Here is a 16,870-nt window from a genome sequence, read left to right as displayed (position 1 = left end):
TTTTTGTTCACGATCGCCGCGATCCTTTTGCCTTTCGACCCCGAATCACTACATTGAGCCGCATGACCATCGGAAACGACGACATCCCCTTCTTCGACGAGGAACCGGCGCATCTCGAGCCCAAACGCCCGGCGCCTCTGCCTGGGAATGCGGGGATCGGCGGCGGGATTGCGGCGCGCGCCATGGCCGCCCGCAACGGCGCTCGGCTGGATTATCTCGGCGGCCTCAACCCCGAACAAAGGGACGCTGTTGAAACGCTGGACGGGCCGGTCCTCGTGCTCGCCGGCGCCGGCACCGGCAAGACGCGTGTGCTGACCACCCGCATCGCCCATATCCTCGCGAGCCAACGCGCCTTCCCCTCGCAGATTCTTGCCGTCACCTTCACCAACAAGGCGGCGCGCGAGATGAAGGAGCGCATCGCGCTGCTCGTTGGCGGCGCGGTCGAAGGCATGCCGTGGCTCGGCACTTTCCATTCCATTGGCGTGAAGCTGCTGCGCCGCCACGCGGAACTCGTCGGTCTCACCTCCGACTTCACCATTCTCGACACCGACGACGTCGTCAGGCTCATCAAGCAGCTGATCCAAGCCGAAGGGCTGGATGACAAGCGCTGGCCGGCCAAGCAGTTCGCCGGCATGATCGATACCTGGAAAAACAAGGGGCTCGGCCCCGCGGACATTGCCGAAGGCGATGCGCGGGCCTTTGCGAACGGCAAAGGACGCGAACTTTACGCCGCCTACCAGGCGCGGCTGAAGACGCTGAACGCCTGCGACTTCGGCGATCTGCTGATGCATCCGATCGCCATGTTCCGCAAATATCCTGACGTGCTGAAGGACTATCACGGCCGCTTCCGTTATATCCTCGTCGACGAGTATCAGGACACCAACACCGCGCAGTACATGTGGCTCAGGCTTTTGGCGCAGCGGCCGAAGGGCGAGCCGCAGAATGTCTGCTGCGTCGGCGACGACGACCAGTCGATCTACGGCTGGCGCGGCGCCGAGGTGGACAACATCCTGCGCTTCGAGAAGGACTTCCCGGGCGCCAAGGTTGTCAAACTGGAGCGCAACTATCGCTCGACCGAGCATATTCTCGGCGCCGCCGCATACCTCATCGCCCACAACGAAGGGCGCCTGGGCAAGACGCTGTTTACCGAACGCTCAAATCCTGATGACGCCAAGGTACAGGTGCACGCCTCCTGGGACTCCGAAGAGGAAGCACGCGCGATCGGCGAAGAGATCGAGCAGCTGCAGCGGCAATCGCATAAGCTGAACGACATGGCGATCCTGGTGCGCGCATCCTTCCAGATGCGCGAATTCGAAGACCGTTTCGTCACGCTCGGCCTCAACTACCGCGTCATCGGCGGCCCGCGCTTCTACGAGCGCCTCGAAATCCGCGATGCCATGGCCTACTTCCGGCTCGTCTGCCAGCCGGCCGACGACCTCGCCTTCGAGCGCATCGTAAACACACCGAAGCGTGGCATAGGCGACACCAGCGTGCGCGCGTTGCACAACTATGCCCGCGCCCGCGACATCCCCATGCTTGCTGCCGCAGGCGACATGGTGGAAACGGACGAGTTGACGGCCAAGGCGCGCAAATCCTTGTTCGACGTCGTGACATCCTTCAAGCGTTGGCAGGGGCTTCTCGAAACCACGCCGCATACCGAACTCGCCGAGACGATCCTCGAAGAGTCCGGCTACACCGACATGTGGAAGGCCGACAAGTCGGCCGATGCGCCGACGCGGCTTGAGAACCTGAAGGAACTCATTCGCTCGATGGAAGCATTCGAGAGCATGCGTGGCTTCCTCGAGCACGTCGCGCTGGTCATGGACACCGAGCAGAACGAGAGCCTCGATGCCGTCTCGATCATGACGCTTCATTCCGCCAAGGGGCTGGAGTTCGACACCGTCTTCCTTCCCGGCTGGGAGGAAGGGCTTTTTCCGCACCAGCGCTCGCTTGACGAAAGCGGTCGCGCAGGCCTCGAAGAGGAACGGCGGCTTGCCTATGTGGGACTGACGCGCGCCAAGCACCGCTGTCACATCTGGTTCGTTTCCAACCGCCGCATTCACGGGCTCTGGCAATCGACGATGCCGTCGCGGTTTCTCGACGAGCTACCGGAGGTGCATGTCTCGGTCGCTGAAATGGAGCAGTCCTACGGCGGTTACGGGCGTGGCGGCTACGGCCAGTCCCGCTTCGACAAGCAGGAGCCTTTCGCCAACGCCTATGCTACCCCCGGCTGGAAACGCGCCCAGGCCAACCGCACCGAAGCCACGCGCAACAATTGGGGCACGCGATCCGGCCACGCGGTGGAGCGCGTCGGCTATGGGGAAAGCGGTCCGAAAGCGCGCACCATCGACGGCGAGCTGGTCGCCAAGTCGGTGGCCGACACCCCTTCCCGCTTCACCATCGGCGACCGCGTCTTCCACATCAAATTCGGCAACGGAAATATTGCCGCGATCGAGGGCAACAAGCTCACGATCGATTTCGACAAGGCGGGACAGAAGCGGGTGCTGGACGGCTTCGTGGAGCGGGCGTGAGCCGCCTCTAACTCGCCGATTTTGTGATCTCTTCCGAAACGATCGCCGCCCCGCGCTTCCTAAGCAGCCCGCGCAACAAGCTCCGGTGGCAGCGTTCCTCGTTCTCGCAATAGCATCCAACGGAGAAGCTGGAGGTGTGCGACATCGCCGCCAGGAGATCGAGAACGCGGCCGGTGTCGGGTTCGCTCATCTCCTTGACGTAGGCGCGTTCGAAGATCGCCCAATCCGCATCGCTTTCGGCAGCCTTGGCCTGCGTCACCAGCTCCTGGCTCGGCGCCAGCTGCGGCAGCCAGACGTCGTAGTAGTCGCGGCTTGCGAATTCTTGTTTCGGCACGCCGCGCGGCGGGCGGCGGACCGTGCCGATCCGTACACCCTCGCCGTCCGCACGCGCAGAACCCAATTGAACGACCCTGATAGCCATCTGTCCTCCTGCCCGATTCTGTTCCTGTCCTGCGTTATACTAAACCGCTACGGCCCGCGCACCGATTGCTGCGATGCAGCGCAAAACGCTTGATCACGCAGGGCGCAATTGGCATCGTGCGGACGACCGAAGAAGGAAGCGTCTCTCATGAAAGCTTTGCTACTGACCGACATCCAGAACGGCTTCTGCCCCGGCGGCAATCTGCCCGTGCCGGAGGGCGATCAGGTGGTGCCGGTGGCCAACCGCCTGATCAGAAGCGGACACTACGACCTCGTGGTCGCCACGCAGGATTGGCATCCGGCCGGCCACGGCAGCTTCGCCTCTTCGCATCCCGGCAAGAAGCCTTTCGAGATGGGCGAGCTTTCTGGAGAGCCGCAGATGATGTGGCCGGATCACTGCGTCCAGGGCACGAAGGACGCCGAACTGCATCCGGATCTCGATGCCGACCGTATCGACTTCATCCAGCAGAAGGGCCAGGACCCGACCGTCGACAGCTACTCCGCGTTCCGCGACAACGAAAAGCACGCACTGACCGGCCTTGCGAAAGAGCTTCTCGCCAGGGGCGTAACCGAGCTCGACCTTTGCGGGCTCGCCACCGATTATTGCGTAAAATTCTCGGCCCTCGATGCGGTCGAGATGCTGCCCGGCGTCCGCGTCCGCTTGATCGAGGATGCAAGCCGCGGCATCGACCCCGCCGGCGTGAAGGCTGCGATCGAGGAAATGCGCGAGACCGGCATAGCGATCGTCACCAGCGAGGACGTGATCGCACCGGCATCTATTAGTTAAAACTAAAGTTTCCTTCACCAAAATCGCGCAAGGTGCCCCAAACACCTGAAGGGCATCCTTGTGCAGACCATCACCATCAACGGCCGATTTCTCGGCCAGCCGCTTTCCGGCGTGCAGCGTTTCGCGCGCGAGCTGACGCTTTCGCTCGACCGGAGGATCGCGGCCGGTGCGATGCCCATGCTGCTTAGGGACGTGGCGTGGCGGCTCGCCGTCCCGCATGGCACGCCGGTGGATCTTTCGCTGAAGGCAATCACGGTCGATGAATTCGGTTCCGGCCCCGGTCATCTGTGGGAGCAGACCGCGCTGCTTGCGCGCACGCGTGGCGGCCGGCTTATCGGCTTCGGCGGCAGCGGTCCGGTCGCCCATCGCCGGCAGGCGGTCGTCATCCACGACGTGACTATATTTCGCCATCCGCAATCCTTCCGGCGCGGCTATCGGCTTCTGCATGCGGCGTTGGGGCTTGCGCTGACACGAACGGCGAAAATAGGCACCGTCTCGGATTTTTCGAGGACGGAGATCGCCTCGGTGTTTCGGGTTCCCATCGGTGGCATCGACGTCATCTACAATGCCGTCGATCATTTCTCCTCGCTCGCGCCAGAGACGGAAATCGTCGACCGGCTCGGTTTGAGGAAGAACGGCTTTTTCCTTCTGGTCGGCACGATGAAACCGAATAAGAACCTCGATTTCGCCATCCGCGCCTTCGAGGCGCTGGACGGCGTCGAGCAAAAGCTCGTCGTCGTCGGCGGCACGGCACCTACCGTATTCACGCCGGGACACACGGCAGAAGGCAATTCGGTCGTCTTTGCCGGCCGCCTCAGCGACGCTGAAATCGCCGCGTTGCAACGGCAGGCAACGGCGTTCGTCTTTCCAAGCGTCTACGAAGGTTTCGGCATTCCGCCGCTGGAAGCGATGACGCAAGGCTGCCCCGTCCTTGCTGCCGACATTCCTGCGGTGCGCGAGGCTTGCGGCGGCGCGGCGCTTTACTTCGATCCGACGAAACTGACAGAACTGACAGATGCCATGCGAAGCATCGCAACCGACCGGACATTACGGAGCTCGCTGATCGCCCAGGGAACCGCGAATGTCGCCCGCTTCTCCTGGGACAGGAGCGCCGAGCGGGTGCTCGATATGCTCGCAGCGCTCTGACGGCGAGCGCTGTACCGCTCAAGGCGCGGGCTGCGGACGAACCATTCGGGAAAAATAGCTGTAGAGCCCGGCCAGGCAGAAGACGGCACCGCCGATCAATCCCGCGCCGACCGACAGCCAGAGATTTTCGCGGACGCCTGCATTCGCCAGCACCGGCACCGCAAAGCCCATCGCCGACAGCAGCACCGGTTGCCAGACCAGATCGAACGGCAGGGAAAACAGCACCCGCAGGCCGAAGACCGCCGCGATCAGCGCGCCGACCATACCGCCTGCCATCAGCGTGCCGCCGGCAAAAGAGAAAAGATGGCCGGCGGCAAAAGCGCCGCCGTTGAGCAGCACGCAATCGGCCGCTGCAAGAGCGAAGATCGACACCAGCCGATGGCGAAGATGAGCTGGCGTCGGCAGCATGTTCAGCGTGAGCGCCCTGACGAGTGCAAGGGTGGTGACGAAAGGTGCTGCCTCCATGAAGCCGTCGCGCAACGACGGCGCGATGACAAAGAGGCCGATGGGCTGCAGAAGCGCGAAAATGCCGGCCGCCGTCATCAACGCAAAGCCGGCCAGCAGCGCGTAGTAGTTGCCGAGCGCCCGTCGGAGCGCAGCCGTGTCGCCTTCGCGGTCATAGCGCGCGACGATATCGGGGTATTGGATCGCCTGCAGCGCGGAGACGATGAGCACGAACGGCTTTTGAAGAAGATCGAGCGCCAACAGCCCGCCGGCCGCACCGCCCGCCCCGAGCGCGATCGTAAGAATGGACTTCAACCCGAGCGGGGCCAACAACCCGAAGACGGAGGCGGCCGCCGCGACGCTGCCATAGACGAAATGCTGGCGCACCTGCACCGGCGAAAAACGTGCCCCGCCACCATCCTCGCGGTGCGTCAAAAGCATGGCGAGTAGGCCGTAGACCATATAGCCGGCAACGAGACCGGCCGCGGTTGCTGGAAAACTGGGTGAGATCCCCGCGCCAGCCAACGTTCCGGCGGCCAGAATGGTGGCGCGCGAGCCCTGAAGGCGCGAAAATGCGCCGAACGCCTGGCGGAATCGCAGCATCGTCAGGTGCAGATCGCTGCCGCCCTGGAAAATCGCGACCAGGGCACCCAGCAGAGCCACGTGAGCGGGGACACCGAATGGCACGGCGAGCGCCGCGCCTGAGCTGCACAGGATCGCGCACGCCGCGAATTCGATTGTCAGCGCCCGCCGCTGGGTCGCCTCGCTGCCGGCGCCCTGCCCGGGGTAGAAACGGCTGCAGGCAAAGCGGATCCACTCAAAGCAGAGAATGGCGGCAAACTGGGTGATGGCGATGAACAGCGAATAGGCCGCATAGTCGGCCGGCGACAGTAGATGCGCCACCGCGATAAGCAGCCCGAAAGCTACCGCCGCCTGATAGAAATATGCCGCCAACGCCACGATTTTCGCCATTGGCAAAGCTAAGCTGAAAATGCTGACGAAAACGCTAAGTGCAGCGCAGAGAGGCCGGCAATACGCAAAATCGGCATACCCGCCGATTACCGTGCGGCATTGATTTTTTGCACTGCACAAGTTAGGAGAAGCCGCCGATTTCGGGGAGGAAATGGGCAACGGCAAATAGAGATGCCGGCTGGGAGGAGCAAAATGGAAACGATCCACACGATTGCCGCCTTGCGCGAGCGCCTTTCGGCGCACCGTAACTCCGGCGCCAGCATCGGTCTCGTGCCCACCATGGGCTATCTCCATGCTGGACATATGGAGCTCGTTTCGCGCGCCCGCGCCGAGAACGACATCGTCGTCGCCTCGATTTTCGTCAATCCGCTGCAATTCGGCGCCAACGAGGACCTGTCGAAATATCCGCGCGACCTTGAGCGCGACAGCGCGATGCTTGCCGCCGGCAAGGTCGATTATCTCTTCGCGCCGACGGTTGCCGACATGTATCCAAGGCCGATGGAAACCGTCGTCGACGTCCCCAAGCTGGGGGCCGAGCTAGAGGGAAAGGTACGCCCGGGACATTTCGCCGGCGTTGCGACGGTTGTCACCAAGCTCTTCAACATCGTCCAGCCGGACCAGGCCTATTTCGGCGAGAAGGACTACCAGCAGGTGGCGGTCATCCGCCGCATGGTCGAGGATCTCGCTCAGGCCGTCCGCGTCGTACCGGTGCCGACAGTCCGGGATACAGACGGATTGGCGCTCTCCTCGCGCAACGTCTATCTCTCGAAGGCGGAGCGTGCCGCCGCGGCAATCATCCCGCAGGCGCTTGCCGAGGCGGAACGGCTGGCAGCGGCAGGCGAACAAGATCCGGCATCGCTGGAACAATCGATCCGCGCCTTCCTTGCCCGCGAGCCGCTGGCGGCCGCCGAGGTGGTCGCGGTGCGCGATCCCGAAACGCTGGAGCCGCTCGCCTCGATCGCCGGCCGCTCCTTTCTCCTCCTCCTCTTCGTGCGCGTCGGAACGACACGGTTGCTCGACAACCGCGTCATCGGCGGCCACAAGACAGCCAAGGAAAGGGCAGCCTGAGATGAGCAAGCACGGAGCCACGAAGCGCACAACCACCGCTCAGCTGCAGGCGATGAAGGGCGTGCGCCCGATCGTCTCGCTGACGGCCTATACGACGCCGATGGCGCGCCTGCTCGACGAGCATTGCGACATGCTGCTCGTCGGCGACTCTCTCGGCATGGTGCTCTACGGGCTGCCGTCGACCGTGGCGGTCACGATGGAAATGATGATCGCGCACGGGCAGGCCGTTATGCGCGGCGTGACAAGCGCCTGCGTCATCGTCGACCTTCCCTTCGGGTCCTACCAGGAATCAAGGGAACAGGCCTTCCGCAGCGCCGCCCGCATCATGGCGGAGACGGGATGCGACGGCGTCAAGCTGGAAGGCGGCGCGGAAATGGCCGAGACGGTCGCCTTTCTGACCGCTCGCGGCGTGCCGGTCTGCGGTCACGTCGGTCTGATGCCGCAGCAGGTAAATACCACTGGCGGCTACCGCTCGCTCGGCCGATCCGACAAGGAAGCCGACAAGATCCGCAACGATGCGCAAGCGATCGCCGATGCAGGCGCCTTCGCGATCGTCGTCGAGGGCACGATAGAGCCGCTCGCCCGCGAGATCACCGCCGCGATCGCGGCCCCGACGATCGGCATCGGTGCTTCGCCGGCCTGCGACGGACAAGTGCTGGTCTGTGACGACATGCTCGGCCTCTTCAACGATTTCAAACCGCGCTTCGTCAAGCATTTCGCCGAACTCGCCCCGCTCGTCTCGCAGGCGGCGGCAGCCTATGCCGAAGAGGTCAAGGCGCGCACCTTCCCCGGCCCGGAGCACACGTTCCAGCCGAAGAAATAGTCAACTGGAAGCAACGACCCACGGATACTGGCCCGATCCTGCCGATCGCCGGCGGAGATTCAAAACGTGAAGTCCTTGGCCTATCATATTGCCATTGCTCGCCTTGTTCTGTCCGGTGCCCTGGCGCAGTCAGGCGAGCAGAGCGACGCGCGGCACACGGGCTGAAAGGTTCAGCGAAATCGATAGGTGCATCAATCTATTTGGTTTGCCGGAGCGTGGCATCCGCCTTAGACAGCGCCTTGTCTCAACTAATTTAGAGTGAACATGAACAGGGCGGAACTCACCCAAGGCCTGCGCGGCGGGCTGGCCATCGGCATCGCCTCTTCGCCGTTCGCTGCGCTGTTCGGCGCGGTGGCGCGCAGTCAGGGCATGTCGCTTGGCGAACTGACGTTGATGAGCGGTACCGTCTATGCGGGCGCCAGTCAGATGGTCGGCATCCAGCTCTTTGGCCACAGCGTACCGGCCTGGGTGATCGTGCTGTCGATCCTCGCGGTCAATTTCCGCCATGTGCTCTATTCGGCGGCGATCGCCCGCTATATCCGCCACTTCACGCCGATCCAGAAGTTCTTCACCTTCTTCTTTCTCGTCGATCCGCAATTTGCCGATACGGTGAAACGCGGAGAAGCAGGCAAGCCGGTGACGTTCACCTGGTATTTCGCCTATGCGATCATGATCTACATTCCATGGGTCGCGATCAGCCTTCTCGGCGGCCTCGTCGGCAACATGATCGGCGATCCGCAGGCCCTCGGCCTCGACGTGCTGCTGCCGATCTATTTCATGGGCCTCGTCATCGGCTTCCGCAAGCGCGAGAACTTCCTGCCCGTCGTCGCGGCGAGCGCTGCCGGATCGATCGTCGCCATGCATACTGTCGGCTCGCCCTGGCATGTGAGCCTCGGCGGCCTTTGCGGCGTGGTGCTTGCCGCCCTGCTCCCCCCGGTCAAATCGAACCGCAAGCCGGACCGCGTCACCGAAAGCCACGAGGTCTGACATGTCGTTCGATCCCTACATGGTAAGCCTGATCGCGGCGGCAGCTGTCGTTACCTACCTGACGCGGATCGGCGGCTATCTCATGATCATGCGCATGAGCCGCATTCCGCCACGCATGGAAGCGGCGTTGAACGCCGTGCCGGCCGCCGTTCTAACCACGCTCGCCGCGCCCGCCTTTTTCGACGGCAGCATCGCCGTCAAGGCCGGCATGCTGCTCGCACTCTTCATCGGCTGGCGCTTCTCGCACATGCTGATGCTCGTCGCCGGCTGGGCACTAGTGCTCCTGCTCAGGCACTTCGCCGGCCTCTGATCGCCTATTTGGGACGTCTCAATCCCAGCGCGCGCCGCTCAATGGCTGAGCGGCAGCGTCGCGTTTTCCAGCCAGGCGCGAACGTCGCGGTCGTGGATCAGCGGCATCAACGCCTCGCGGGTGCGGTCGTGATAGTCGTTCAGCCAGTGCAGCTCTTCGTGGGTCAGAAGCTCTGGGATCACCAGGCTGCGGTCGATCGGGCAATAGGTCAGTGTCTCGAAGGCAAGCATGGCGACATCGCCACCTTCGATGTCCTCCGCTTCGCGGACATAGATGAGATTCTCGATACGAATGCCGAAGCCGCCGGGCCGATAGTAGCCCGGCTCGTTGGAGAGGATCATGCCCGGCAGCAATTCCTGCGTGGACAAGCGCGAGATGCGCTGCGGCCCCTCATGTACCGACAGGTACGAGCCGACGCCGTGGCCGGTGCCGTGGGCATAGTCGGCGCCCGCCTTCCAGAGCGCGACGCGTGCCAGCGGATCGAGGTCGCAGCCGCGCGTTCCCTTCGGAAAACGCGCGGTGCTGATCGCGATCATGCCCTTCAGCACCAGCGTGAAGAAACGCCGCTGCTCGTCGGGCACGCGGCCGATGCCGACGGTGCGCGTGATGTCGGTGGTGCCGTTCACATATTGCGCGCCGGAATCGATCAGAAAGAGCTCACCCGCATTCAGCGGGCGGTCCGTCGCGGTCGTGACCCGGTAGTGAATGATCGCCCCGTGTTCGCCGGCCCCTGATATGGTGTCGAAAGAGATGTCCTTGAGCGGGTTCTGCATTCGCTCGCCGACGCTTGCACGCAACGCTTCGAGCTTCTGCACCGCCGCGATTTCAGTGACTGTTCCCGGCTTTCCGGTCTCCAGCCAATAGAGGTATTCCACCATGGCGGCGCCATCCTGCAGGTGCGCGGCGGCGGAGCCGTTGATCTCGGCGGCATTCTTGCAGGCGCGCGGCAGCTTTGCCGGATCGATGCCTTCAACGGTCACACCGCCCTCCCGGGCAATCAGATCGGTGAGCGCATAGGGAGTGAGATCGGCGTCCACCAGAATGCGCCCGCCGTTTGCGCAAGCGATCGCGAGCCGAGCCGCCAGCTCGGTCGGCGCCCGCTGCGCGCTCATCTGCGCCAGATAGGCCTCCGCCTCGATGTTCGTCTTGCGCTTGTCCAGGAAGAGATCGGCCTCGCCTTCGGCATAAATGATGGCGCGCGCCAGCGGATGCGGCGTGTGCGGCACGTCGCTTCCACGAATATTGAAGATCCACGCGACGGAGGACGGGTCGGTGACGAGGACGGCCCCAAGGCTTTTCGCCTTAAGATCGGCGGCGATCGTTGCGAGCTTGTCGACCGCGAGCACGCCTGCCTGCACGACGTTCTGAATGGTCACCGGCCCCAGCGGCTCGGCCGGACGATCGGTCCAGAGCCGGTCGAGAGGATTGTGCGGAAGGAATACCACCTTGCCCCCGATTTCGGCGACGGCCTTTTCCAGCCTTCGTACCTCGGCGCCGGTGTGCAGCCAGGGATCGATGCCGAGCCGCAATCCCTTTCGCCCATGCTTGGGAAGCCACAGATGCGGCGGCTCGCCGACGAGATCGCCGCCGGTAAAGACGGCTCCATCGACCTGCTCGACAAGCTGCGTGGTATAGCGCCCGTCGACAAAGACGATCGCTTCAGAGCGCATCACTAGGGCAACTCCGGCCGAACCGGTAAAGCCGGTTAGCCAGGCCAGGCGCTCGGCGGAAGCGGGAACATATTCGCCCTGATATTCATCGGCGCGCGGCACCAGAAAGGCATCGATCCCCAAAGTGTCAAAGGCCGCTCGCAGGCCCTCCACGCGCTCGCGGCCGAATTGTGGGGTGGAGGTGACCTCGAAAGTTTGGAACATGGCTTATCCGCGCGGCTGAAATTCGAATCCGCAGTTTGCGACTGAGGCGGCATGTTATCGCAAATCCTTAAGGACCGTCGCCAAGAAAATCGCATGAACGACGCGCTCATTTTATGGGCAACCTTGGTGGAATACGGCGGAAAGTTGACGCGACGCATGCGCCTTGCGCATACCTTCCATGTGGTGCGCCCCCTGCCACTTTCGGGATCAGCCCTTATATAGCGGACATCCAACGAGCAGCGGCATCGCTGCAAACCCGACCCACCGAAAGGAAATTGAAATGGCCACCCCTCGCTTCGCCTATGAGAGCCCGCTTGCGGCAGGCGGACGCAGAACCGTGCGCCATGTCATCGGTGCGCTGCGCCATCAGGAAGCCGGTATGCCGGCTCGCGCCGACCTCGTTTTTGGCGGTATCAAGAACAGCGCGCGCTGAGCGGCAGCGATCCGGTTTCCTCCCAGCCGGATCCGCCGTCAGAAGCGCTAAGTCCGCTTGAGCCTTCGTGTTCGCGGACAGGATCGGCAAAAAAACCGATCAACAAAAGGCGGCGCGCGAGCGCCGCCTTTTGCATTTTCAGACGAGATGCTTGGCCTCAAGGCCGGTCGAGATGGATGGTCACCCAGCCGTTTCGCCAGATGGTGCGCACGTGACGCAGCTTGGCGCCATTGTAGGCAGCCAGAACCTTCCAGCGCTGCGAGGCAAGGATGCCGGAGAGGATCATCGAGCCGCCCGGCGCCAAATGCGTCGCAAGCCCGGGCGCAAGCTTCATCAGCGGCCGGGCTAGAATGTTGCCGATGATCAAGTCGAAGGGACCATGCCGGGCAAAGGCGGTGGAATGAAGCCCCGCGGCTGTTTCCAGCGAAATGCCCGAGACGATGCCGTTCTTGCGGACATTTTCGCGGGCGACGCGAACGGCGATAGGATCGATGTCGGTTGCGAGAACCGGTATGTTCTTCAGCTTGCGCACCGCGATCGCCAGCACGCCGCTGCCGGTGCCGAGGTCGAGAGCGTTACGCACATCGCGGCTCCGAAGCACAGTCTCAATGGTTTCGAGGCATCCCGCCGTCGTGCCGTGATGGCCGGTTCCGAACGCCTGGCCGGCATCGATTTCGATTGCGACATCGCCAGAGCGAACCTTCTCGCGATCGTGCGAGCCGTGCACGAGAAACCGACCAGCCCTCACCGGCTTCAGTCCCTCGAGCGACTTGGCGATCCAGTCGACGTCGGGGATGACTTCTCTTTCGATGGGAAGGTCGGGAAATTCGGGCTGAAGCAACGCAGCGAAGCGTACCGCGACTTCCGCCTCATCGTCGGCCATCAGGTAGATCGACGCTTGCCAGACGTCGTTCTTCTCGTCGATTTCCGTCGTGCCGATCGCGAAATCGTCATCCTCGAAAACGACGGTCATCAGATCGAGGATCTGCTCGGCCTTCCTCTCGGTGGTCGTCACGTAAAGGCGGATTTCACTCAAGGCCGTGCTCTTTCTCGATCGTCGTTCGGCCTCGCGGCCGCGTTACCTTCCGCGTATCGCAGCCGGTCGCGTCATGCAAGACGAACTAACATGCCCCCTACCCGCGTTTCATCAGGTTTTCGAGCTTCTTGACGGCGGTGTCCGGATTTTCCTGGTAGGCGATGGTACCGGCAAAGCGACCCTCGTCGTCGAGGAGGAAGACGGAGGCCGAGTGGTCCATCGTGTAGTCGCCGTTCGGAGCGTTGGCGTCGAGCGGCACCTTCTTGGCGTAGACCCTGAAGCCTTTCACCATGTCCAGCACCTTGTCCGGTGGGCCGGAAATTCCGACGATCCGCTTCGAGACGTTGGAGACGTATTGGTTCATCAACTCCGGAGTGTCGCGGTCGGGATCAACGGTCACGAAATAAGCATTGAGCTTGGAGCCATCAGGATCGACCTTCTGCAGCCAGCCATCCAGCTCGAAAAGCGTCGTCGGGCAGACATCGGGGCAATGGGTATATCCGAAGAATACCGCCGTCGGTTTGCCGCGGAACGCCTGCTCGCTGATCGGCTGCCCGGATTGGCTGACCAGCGTGAACGGCACACCAAAAGGTCCCGATGCCACAGTGCCTTCTGGCGTCTTGGTGATACCGAGCGTGAGCCAGCCGAGCGCTGCGGCCAGCACGAAGACGGCAACCCAGATCCCGATGCGAAGCGCTTTCATAATTGCCTTTCCCGAATTGTCATGGCAGCAAATACTGCCGCGCGCGTGAGGTTTAGCCCGCTGCCGCAGCCCGCGCAATTCAACAAGACGTTTTTCGCGGTCACGCGCGCGCCTATCGACGAACGACGAAACAGCGTTAGCGAAGGATTAAACGATCAATGCTAGTTTTAGCCACTGTGGACGGCAGATCTGCCGAAGCGACATGACGTCAGCCGGATGCTGCTTATCCCGGCCCTCCCCGATGATCCATCAATCAGCAAAATCATTCGCCGAGTTTCCGGCCAGAGGTCAGCATTCCATGACTGCATCGAACGTGCGTAGAAGCTTTTCAGTCAGCCAACGGCTCTGGACCCTCGGTGGCGCGGCGTTCATCGGCGTCGCGGCGATGGTCGCGGTGGGCGTGTACGAGAACACCCAGACGAGCAATGCTCTGCACCGCGCCAACGCGACGCAGGACATCGTCGACGACGTATCCGCCATGCGGCTCGCCGCTGTTGATCTTGTGCTTGCAACGATGGATACGATCGTGGATCGCGGCGAGCGCAGCGTTCACGCCGATCGGCTCGAGATCATGAACAAATCGATCGAGAAGCTGACGGAGGGTTCGAGCGCCGTGACGCGTCTCGCCGGCGAGATCGACAACGCGGCCAGCGTCGCGTCCTATGATACGGACGTGGCAGCGCTGCGGAAGCTTGCGCTTGTCGATCTCAAGGGCCTGGTGGAAGCCGGCGCCGATGACAAGGCCTTCGGCGAAATCGACGACAAGCTGGACGCCGCCGGGGACAAGCTGACCACCCTCTTCGAAAAGCTGACGACTGCCGGAAGTGCACTTGCCGAAAACCATGTCGACGCCGCGGGTGAGACGGCCGCTGGCTCGCTCTACTATCAAATCGGCCTTGGGCTCGTTGCGCTTGCCGCCATGGCCGTGCTGCAGACGATCCATGGCGGTTCGATCCGCCGCGGCATCGAGGCGGTCCGCATCAGCATGCAGCGCATCATGGACGGCGACTACAGGAGCGAGGTCGCCGGCACCGGTCGCGGCGACGAAATCGGCGACATGGCCCGCGCGGCCGAAGTCTTTCGCATTGCGGCTGTCGAAAAGCAGGCATTGGAAAACCGCAGCGCCGACGAGCGCCGGCAGAGCGAAGACGAGCGCCGCCAGCGGGAGGCCGCGCGGCTCGCCAGCGAGCAGGCGGTCGAAGCCGCCGTCGACCAGCTGGCGCGCGGCATGAATCGGCTTGCCGAAGGCGACCTGACGATCACCATCGAGCAGCCCTTCCGCGAGGATCTGGAGCGGCTGCGCGCCGACTTCAACCAGACGACCGGCCACCTGCAGCGCGTCATGCTGGACATCGTCTCCAACGCCGGCTCGATCGAGGCCAACAGCCGCCAGATGCGCTCGGCCGCCGACGACCTCTCCAAGCGCACGGAGCAGCAGGCAGCTTCTCTCGAAGAAACCTCCGCTGCCCTCGACCAGATCACCGCGACCGTCCGCAACGCCACCCAGCGCGCCGAGGAAGTCGGCCACATGGTCGAACACACCCGCCAGAACACCGAAAAATCCGATCGCGTCGTCAGCGAGGCCATGGCCGCGATGCAGCGGATCGAGAACGCTTCGCGCGAGATCGGCACCATCATCAACGTCATCGATGAGATCGCCTTCCAGACCAACCTCCTGGCGCTCAATGCGGGCGTCGAGGCCGCTCGCGCCGGCGACGCCGGCAAGGGCTTTGCGGTCGTCGCCCAGGAAGTGCGTGAACTTGCCGGACGTGCCGCGGGCGCCGCCAAGGATATCAAGGCACTGGTCGGCAAATCGAGCGCGGAGGTCAAGGTTGGTGGCGAACTCGTGACGGCCGCCGGCGAGGCGCTGCGCGAGATCGGCGACGATGTGCTGCGCATCAACGACCACGTTAAGTCGATCGTAACCTCGGCGCGCGAACAATCCACCGGGCTTGGCGAAATCAATTCCGCCATCAGCCAGATGGATCAGGTCACGCAGAAGAACGCCGCCATGGTCGAGGAAACCAACGCCTCCAGCCATGCGCTCGCGACCGACGCGGAAAATCTGAGCGAACTGGTGGGCCAGTTCCGAATTCAAGCGGGCATGAACGCCCGTCAAGCGCCGAAGGCGGTAACCGTCGCCTCGCAGGCGAAACCCTCCCCCGCGCGCAACCTGATGAGCAAGGTCGCGGGAGCCTTCAACAACAGCCCGGCCGCGAAGGTGAGTGCTTCGGCGGCAGGCGGCAACTGGGAAGAGTTTTGAGCATGAACAACGCGATCAAGCAGTCTGGTGCCTATCTGGAGATCGTCTCCTTCCATCTCGCCGATCAGGAATTCTGCATCGACATCATGGCGATCCGTGAAATCCGCGGCTGGGCGCCCGTCACGCCGATGCCGCATACGCCGCCCTATGTCCTTGGTCTCATCAACCTGCGCGGCGCGGTGATCCCGGTCATCGACATGGCTTGCCGCCTCGGCATGAAGATGACCGAGCCTTCCGAGCGCTCCGCCATCATCGTCACCGATATCGCCGGCAAGCTCGTCGGCCTCCTGGTCGAGCAGGTATCCGATATGATGACCATCAAGAGCGAAGACCTGCAACCGGCGCCGGAGATCATTCCGGAAGCCCAGCGCGCCTTCTGCCGCGGCATCGTGGCGCGCGAAAAGACCATGGTCTGCTTCCTCAACCTCGACACCGTCATCGCCGACGAACTTACCCAGGCGGCCTGACGCAATCGTACTACGCCCACACAAACCGCCCTGGAGCCGAACGTTTCAGGGCGGTTTTCTCTTGTTGTCCGCATGGCGGCAGGGTGTTGCCTCCTATTGGGGCTTCCCGTTTTTCCAGCTGACGTTCTGGCCGTAGAGCGGGATCGTCGAAATCGACATCTTGGCCGACCCGTCGGTCAGTTCACGCGAATGGGCGAGATAGATCAGCGTGTCGTTTTTCTTGTCGTAGATGCGGTTGACGACCAGCTTCTTCCAGATCAGCGACATGCTCGCCTTGAACACCTCTTGCCCACCCGGCGACAGGCTGATCTCGTCGATGACGATCGGTCCCGTCTGGTTGCAGGCAATCGAATTGTTCGACGGATCCTCGAACCAGTTGCCCTTGCGCAGGCGGTCGATGACGCTGCGATCGAAATAGGTGACGTGGCAGGTGACGCCACTGACGGCAGGATCGGCGACCGCGTCCACGAGAATGTCGTTGCCCGTCCAGTCGACCCCCACCCGCCCGACGATCTCGGCCGAGGCCGCACCGGCAAGCAGGATGACGAAAAGAGCGGCGGCAAGGTTTAAAGAACGACGCATGATGGTCTCCTGATGAATGCAGCT

At 63.0% G+C, this 16,870-nt stretch carries 16 protein-coding genes; 10 read left to right on the top strand and 6 right to left on the bottom strand.

The window, feature by feature from the left end:
* The first annotated feature begins 62 nt into the window (after nt 1-62).
* Nucleotides 63-2,531, top strand: a complete 2,469-nt coding sequence (locus tag AB4048_RS17610) for an ATP-dependent helicase (protein WP_442203282.1) — start codon at nt 63-65, stop codon at nt 2,529-2,531.
* A 7-nt stretch (nt 2,532-2,538) separates the two neighbouring features.
* Here the strand turns inward: AB4048_RS17610 and AB4048_RS17605 are convergent, their stop codons facing one another.
* Nucleotides 2,539-2,952, bottom strand: coding sequence for a DUF488 domain-containing protein (locus tag AB4048_RS17605; protein WP_442203281.1), 414 nt, complete (start codon nt 2,950-2,952; stop codon nt 2,539-2,541).
* A 147-nt stretch (nt 2,953-3,099) separates the two neighbouring features.
* Between AB4048_RS17605 and pncA the strand changes: the two genes are divergently transcribed.
* Together pncA and AB4048_RS17595 are read left to right on the top strand one after the other, a co-directional pair.
* On the top strand, nt 3,100-3,738 hold the full coding sequence (pncA, locus tag AB4048_RS17600) for a bifunctional nicotinamidase/pyrazinamidase (protein WP_442203280.1): 639 nt from the start codon (nt 3,100-3,102) through the stop codon (nt 3,736-3,738).
* 60 nt (nt 3,739-3,798) lie between these two features.
* Nucleotides 3,799-4,884 (top strand): glycosyltransferase family 4 protein, encoded by a 1,086-nt coding sequence (locus AB4048_RS17595; RefSeq protein ID WP_442203279.1) that lies wholly within the window; start codon nt 3,799-3,801, stop codon nt 4,882-4,884.
* A gap of 18 nt (nt 4,885-4,902) precedes the next feature.
* Here the strand turns inward: AB4048_RS17595 and AB4048_RS17590 are convergent, their stop codons facing one another.
* The gene (locus tag AB4048_RS17590; protein WP_442203278.1) at nt 4,903-6,288 is read right to left on the bottom strand and encodes a hypothetical protein; all 1,386 of its coding nucleotides are present in this window, start codon (nt 6,286-6,288) and stop codon (nt 4,903-4,905) included.
* 204 nt (nt 6,289-6,492) lie between these two features.
* On the opposite strand from AB4048_RS17590, the gene panC reads away from it, so the two are divergent.
* The 4 genes from panC (at nt 6,493) to AB4048_RS17570 (ending at nt 9,488) form a co-directional block, all read left to right on the top strand.
* Complete coding sequence (gene panC / locus AB4048_RS17585; RefSeq protein WP_442203277.1) at nt 6,493-7,368, top strand: pantoate--beta-alanine ligase; 876 nt, start codon at nt 6,493-6,495, stop codon at nt 7,366-7,368.
* A 1-nt stretch (nt 7,369) separates the two neighbouring features.
* Nucleotides 7,370-8,191 carry a 3-methyl-2-oxobutanoate hydroxymethyltransferase gene (gene panB / locus AB4048_RS17580; RefSeq protein WP_442203276.1) on the top strand — a complete coding sequence of 274 codons (822 nt, stop codon included), beginning with the start codon at nt 7,370-7,372 and terminating at the stop codon, nt 8,189-8,191.
* A gap of 264 nt (nt 8,192-8,455) precedes the next feature.
* On the top strand, nt 8,456-9,178 hold the full coding sequence (locus AB4048_RS17575; protein WP_442203275.1) for an AzlC family ABC transporter permease: 723 nt from the start codon (nt 8,456-8,458) through the stop codon (nt 9,176-9,178).
* Nucleotide 9,179: 1 nt separating this feature from the next.
* The gene (locus tag AB4048_RS17570) at nt 9,180-9,488 is read left to right on the top strand and encodes an AzlD family protein (protein ID WP_442203274.1); all 309 of its coding nucleotides are present in this window, start codon (nt 9,180-9,182) and stop codon (nt 9,486-9,488) included.
* Between the two features lie 38 nt (nt 9,489-9,526).
* Here the strand turns inward: AB4048_RS17570 and AB4048_RS17565 are convergent, their stop codons facing one another.
* Entirely contained in the window at nt 9,527-11,362 is a 1,836-nt protein-coding gene (locus AB4048_RS17565; protein ID WP_442203273.1) for an aminopeptidase P family protein, read from the bottom strand.
* Nucleotides 11,363-11,642: 280 nt separating this feature from the next.
* Between AB4048_RS17565 and AB4048_RS17560 the strand changes: the two genes are divergently transcribed.
* On the top strand, nt 11,643-11,795 hold the full coding sequence (locus AB4048_RS17560) for a hypothetical protein (RefSeq protein ID WP_442203272.1): 153 nt from the start codon (nt 11,643-11,645) through the stop codon (nt 11,793-11,795).
* 157 nt (nt 11,796-11,952) lie between these two features.
* Here AB4048_RS17560 and AB4048_RS17555 read toward each other — a convergent pair whose 3' ends face one another.
* Together AB4048_RS17555 and AB4048_RS17550 are read right to left on the bottom strand one after the other, a co-directional pair.
* Entirely contained in the window at nt 11,953-12,831 is an 879-nt protein-coding gene (locus tag AB4048_RS17555; RefSeq protein ID WP_442203271.1) for a 50S ribosomal protein L11 methyltransferase, read from the bottom strand.
* Between the two features lie 97 nt (nt 12,832-12,928).
* Entirely contained in the window at nt 12,929-13,534 is a 606-nt protein-coding gene (locus tag AB4048_RS17550) for an SCO family protein (RefSeq protein WP_442203270.1), read from the bottom strand.
* A 298-nt stretch (nt 13,535-13,832) separates the two neighbouring features.
* On the opposite strand from AB4048_RS17550, the gene AB4048_RS17545 reads away from it, so the two are divergent.
* Nucleotides 13,833-15,797, top strand: coding sequence for a methyl-accepting chemotaxis protein (locus tag AB4048_RS17545; protein ID WP_442203269.1), 1,965 nt, complete (start codon nt 13,833-13,835; stop codon nt 15,795-15,797).
* 2 nt (nt 15,798-15,799) lie between these two features.
* A complete protein-coding gene (locus tag AB4048_RS17540) occupies nt 15,800-16,264 on the top strand; it encodes a chemotaxis protein CheW (RefSeq protein ID WP_442203268.1) in 465 nt (154 codons plus the stop codon).
* A gap of 93 nt (nt 16,265-16,357) precedes the next feature.
* On the opposite strand, the gene AB4048_RS17535 is transcribed toward AB4048_RS17540, so the two are convergent.
* A complete protein-coding gene (locus tag AB4048_RS17535; protein WP_442203267.1) occupies nt 16,358-16,846 on the bottom strand; it encodes a CreA family protein in 489 nt (162 codons plus the stop codon).
* Nucleotides 16,847-16,870 lie beyond the last annotated feature (24 nt).

This window comes from Rhizobium sp. RAF56 (genome assembly GCF_052113965.1).
In the GTDB taxonomy this organism is placed as follows: domain Bacteria; phylum Pseudomonadota; class Alphaproteobacteria; order Rhizobiales; family Rhizobiaceae; genus Rhizobium.
The sequence above is the reverse complement of the archived record's forward strand: the minus strand, read 5'-3'. Positions and strand labels throughout refer to the sequence as shown.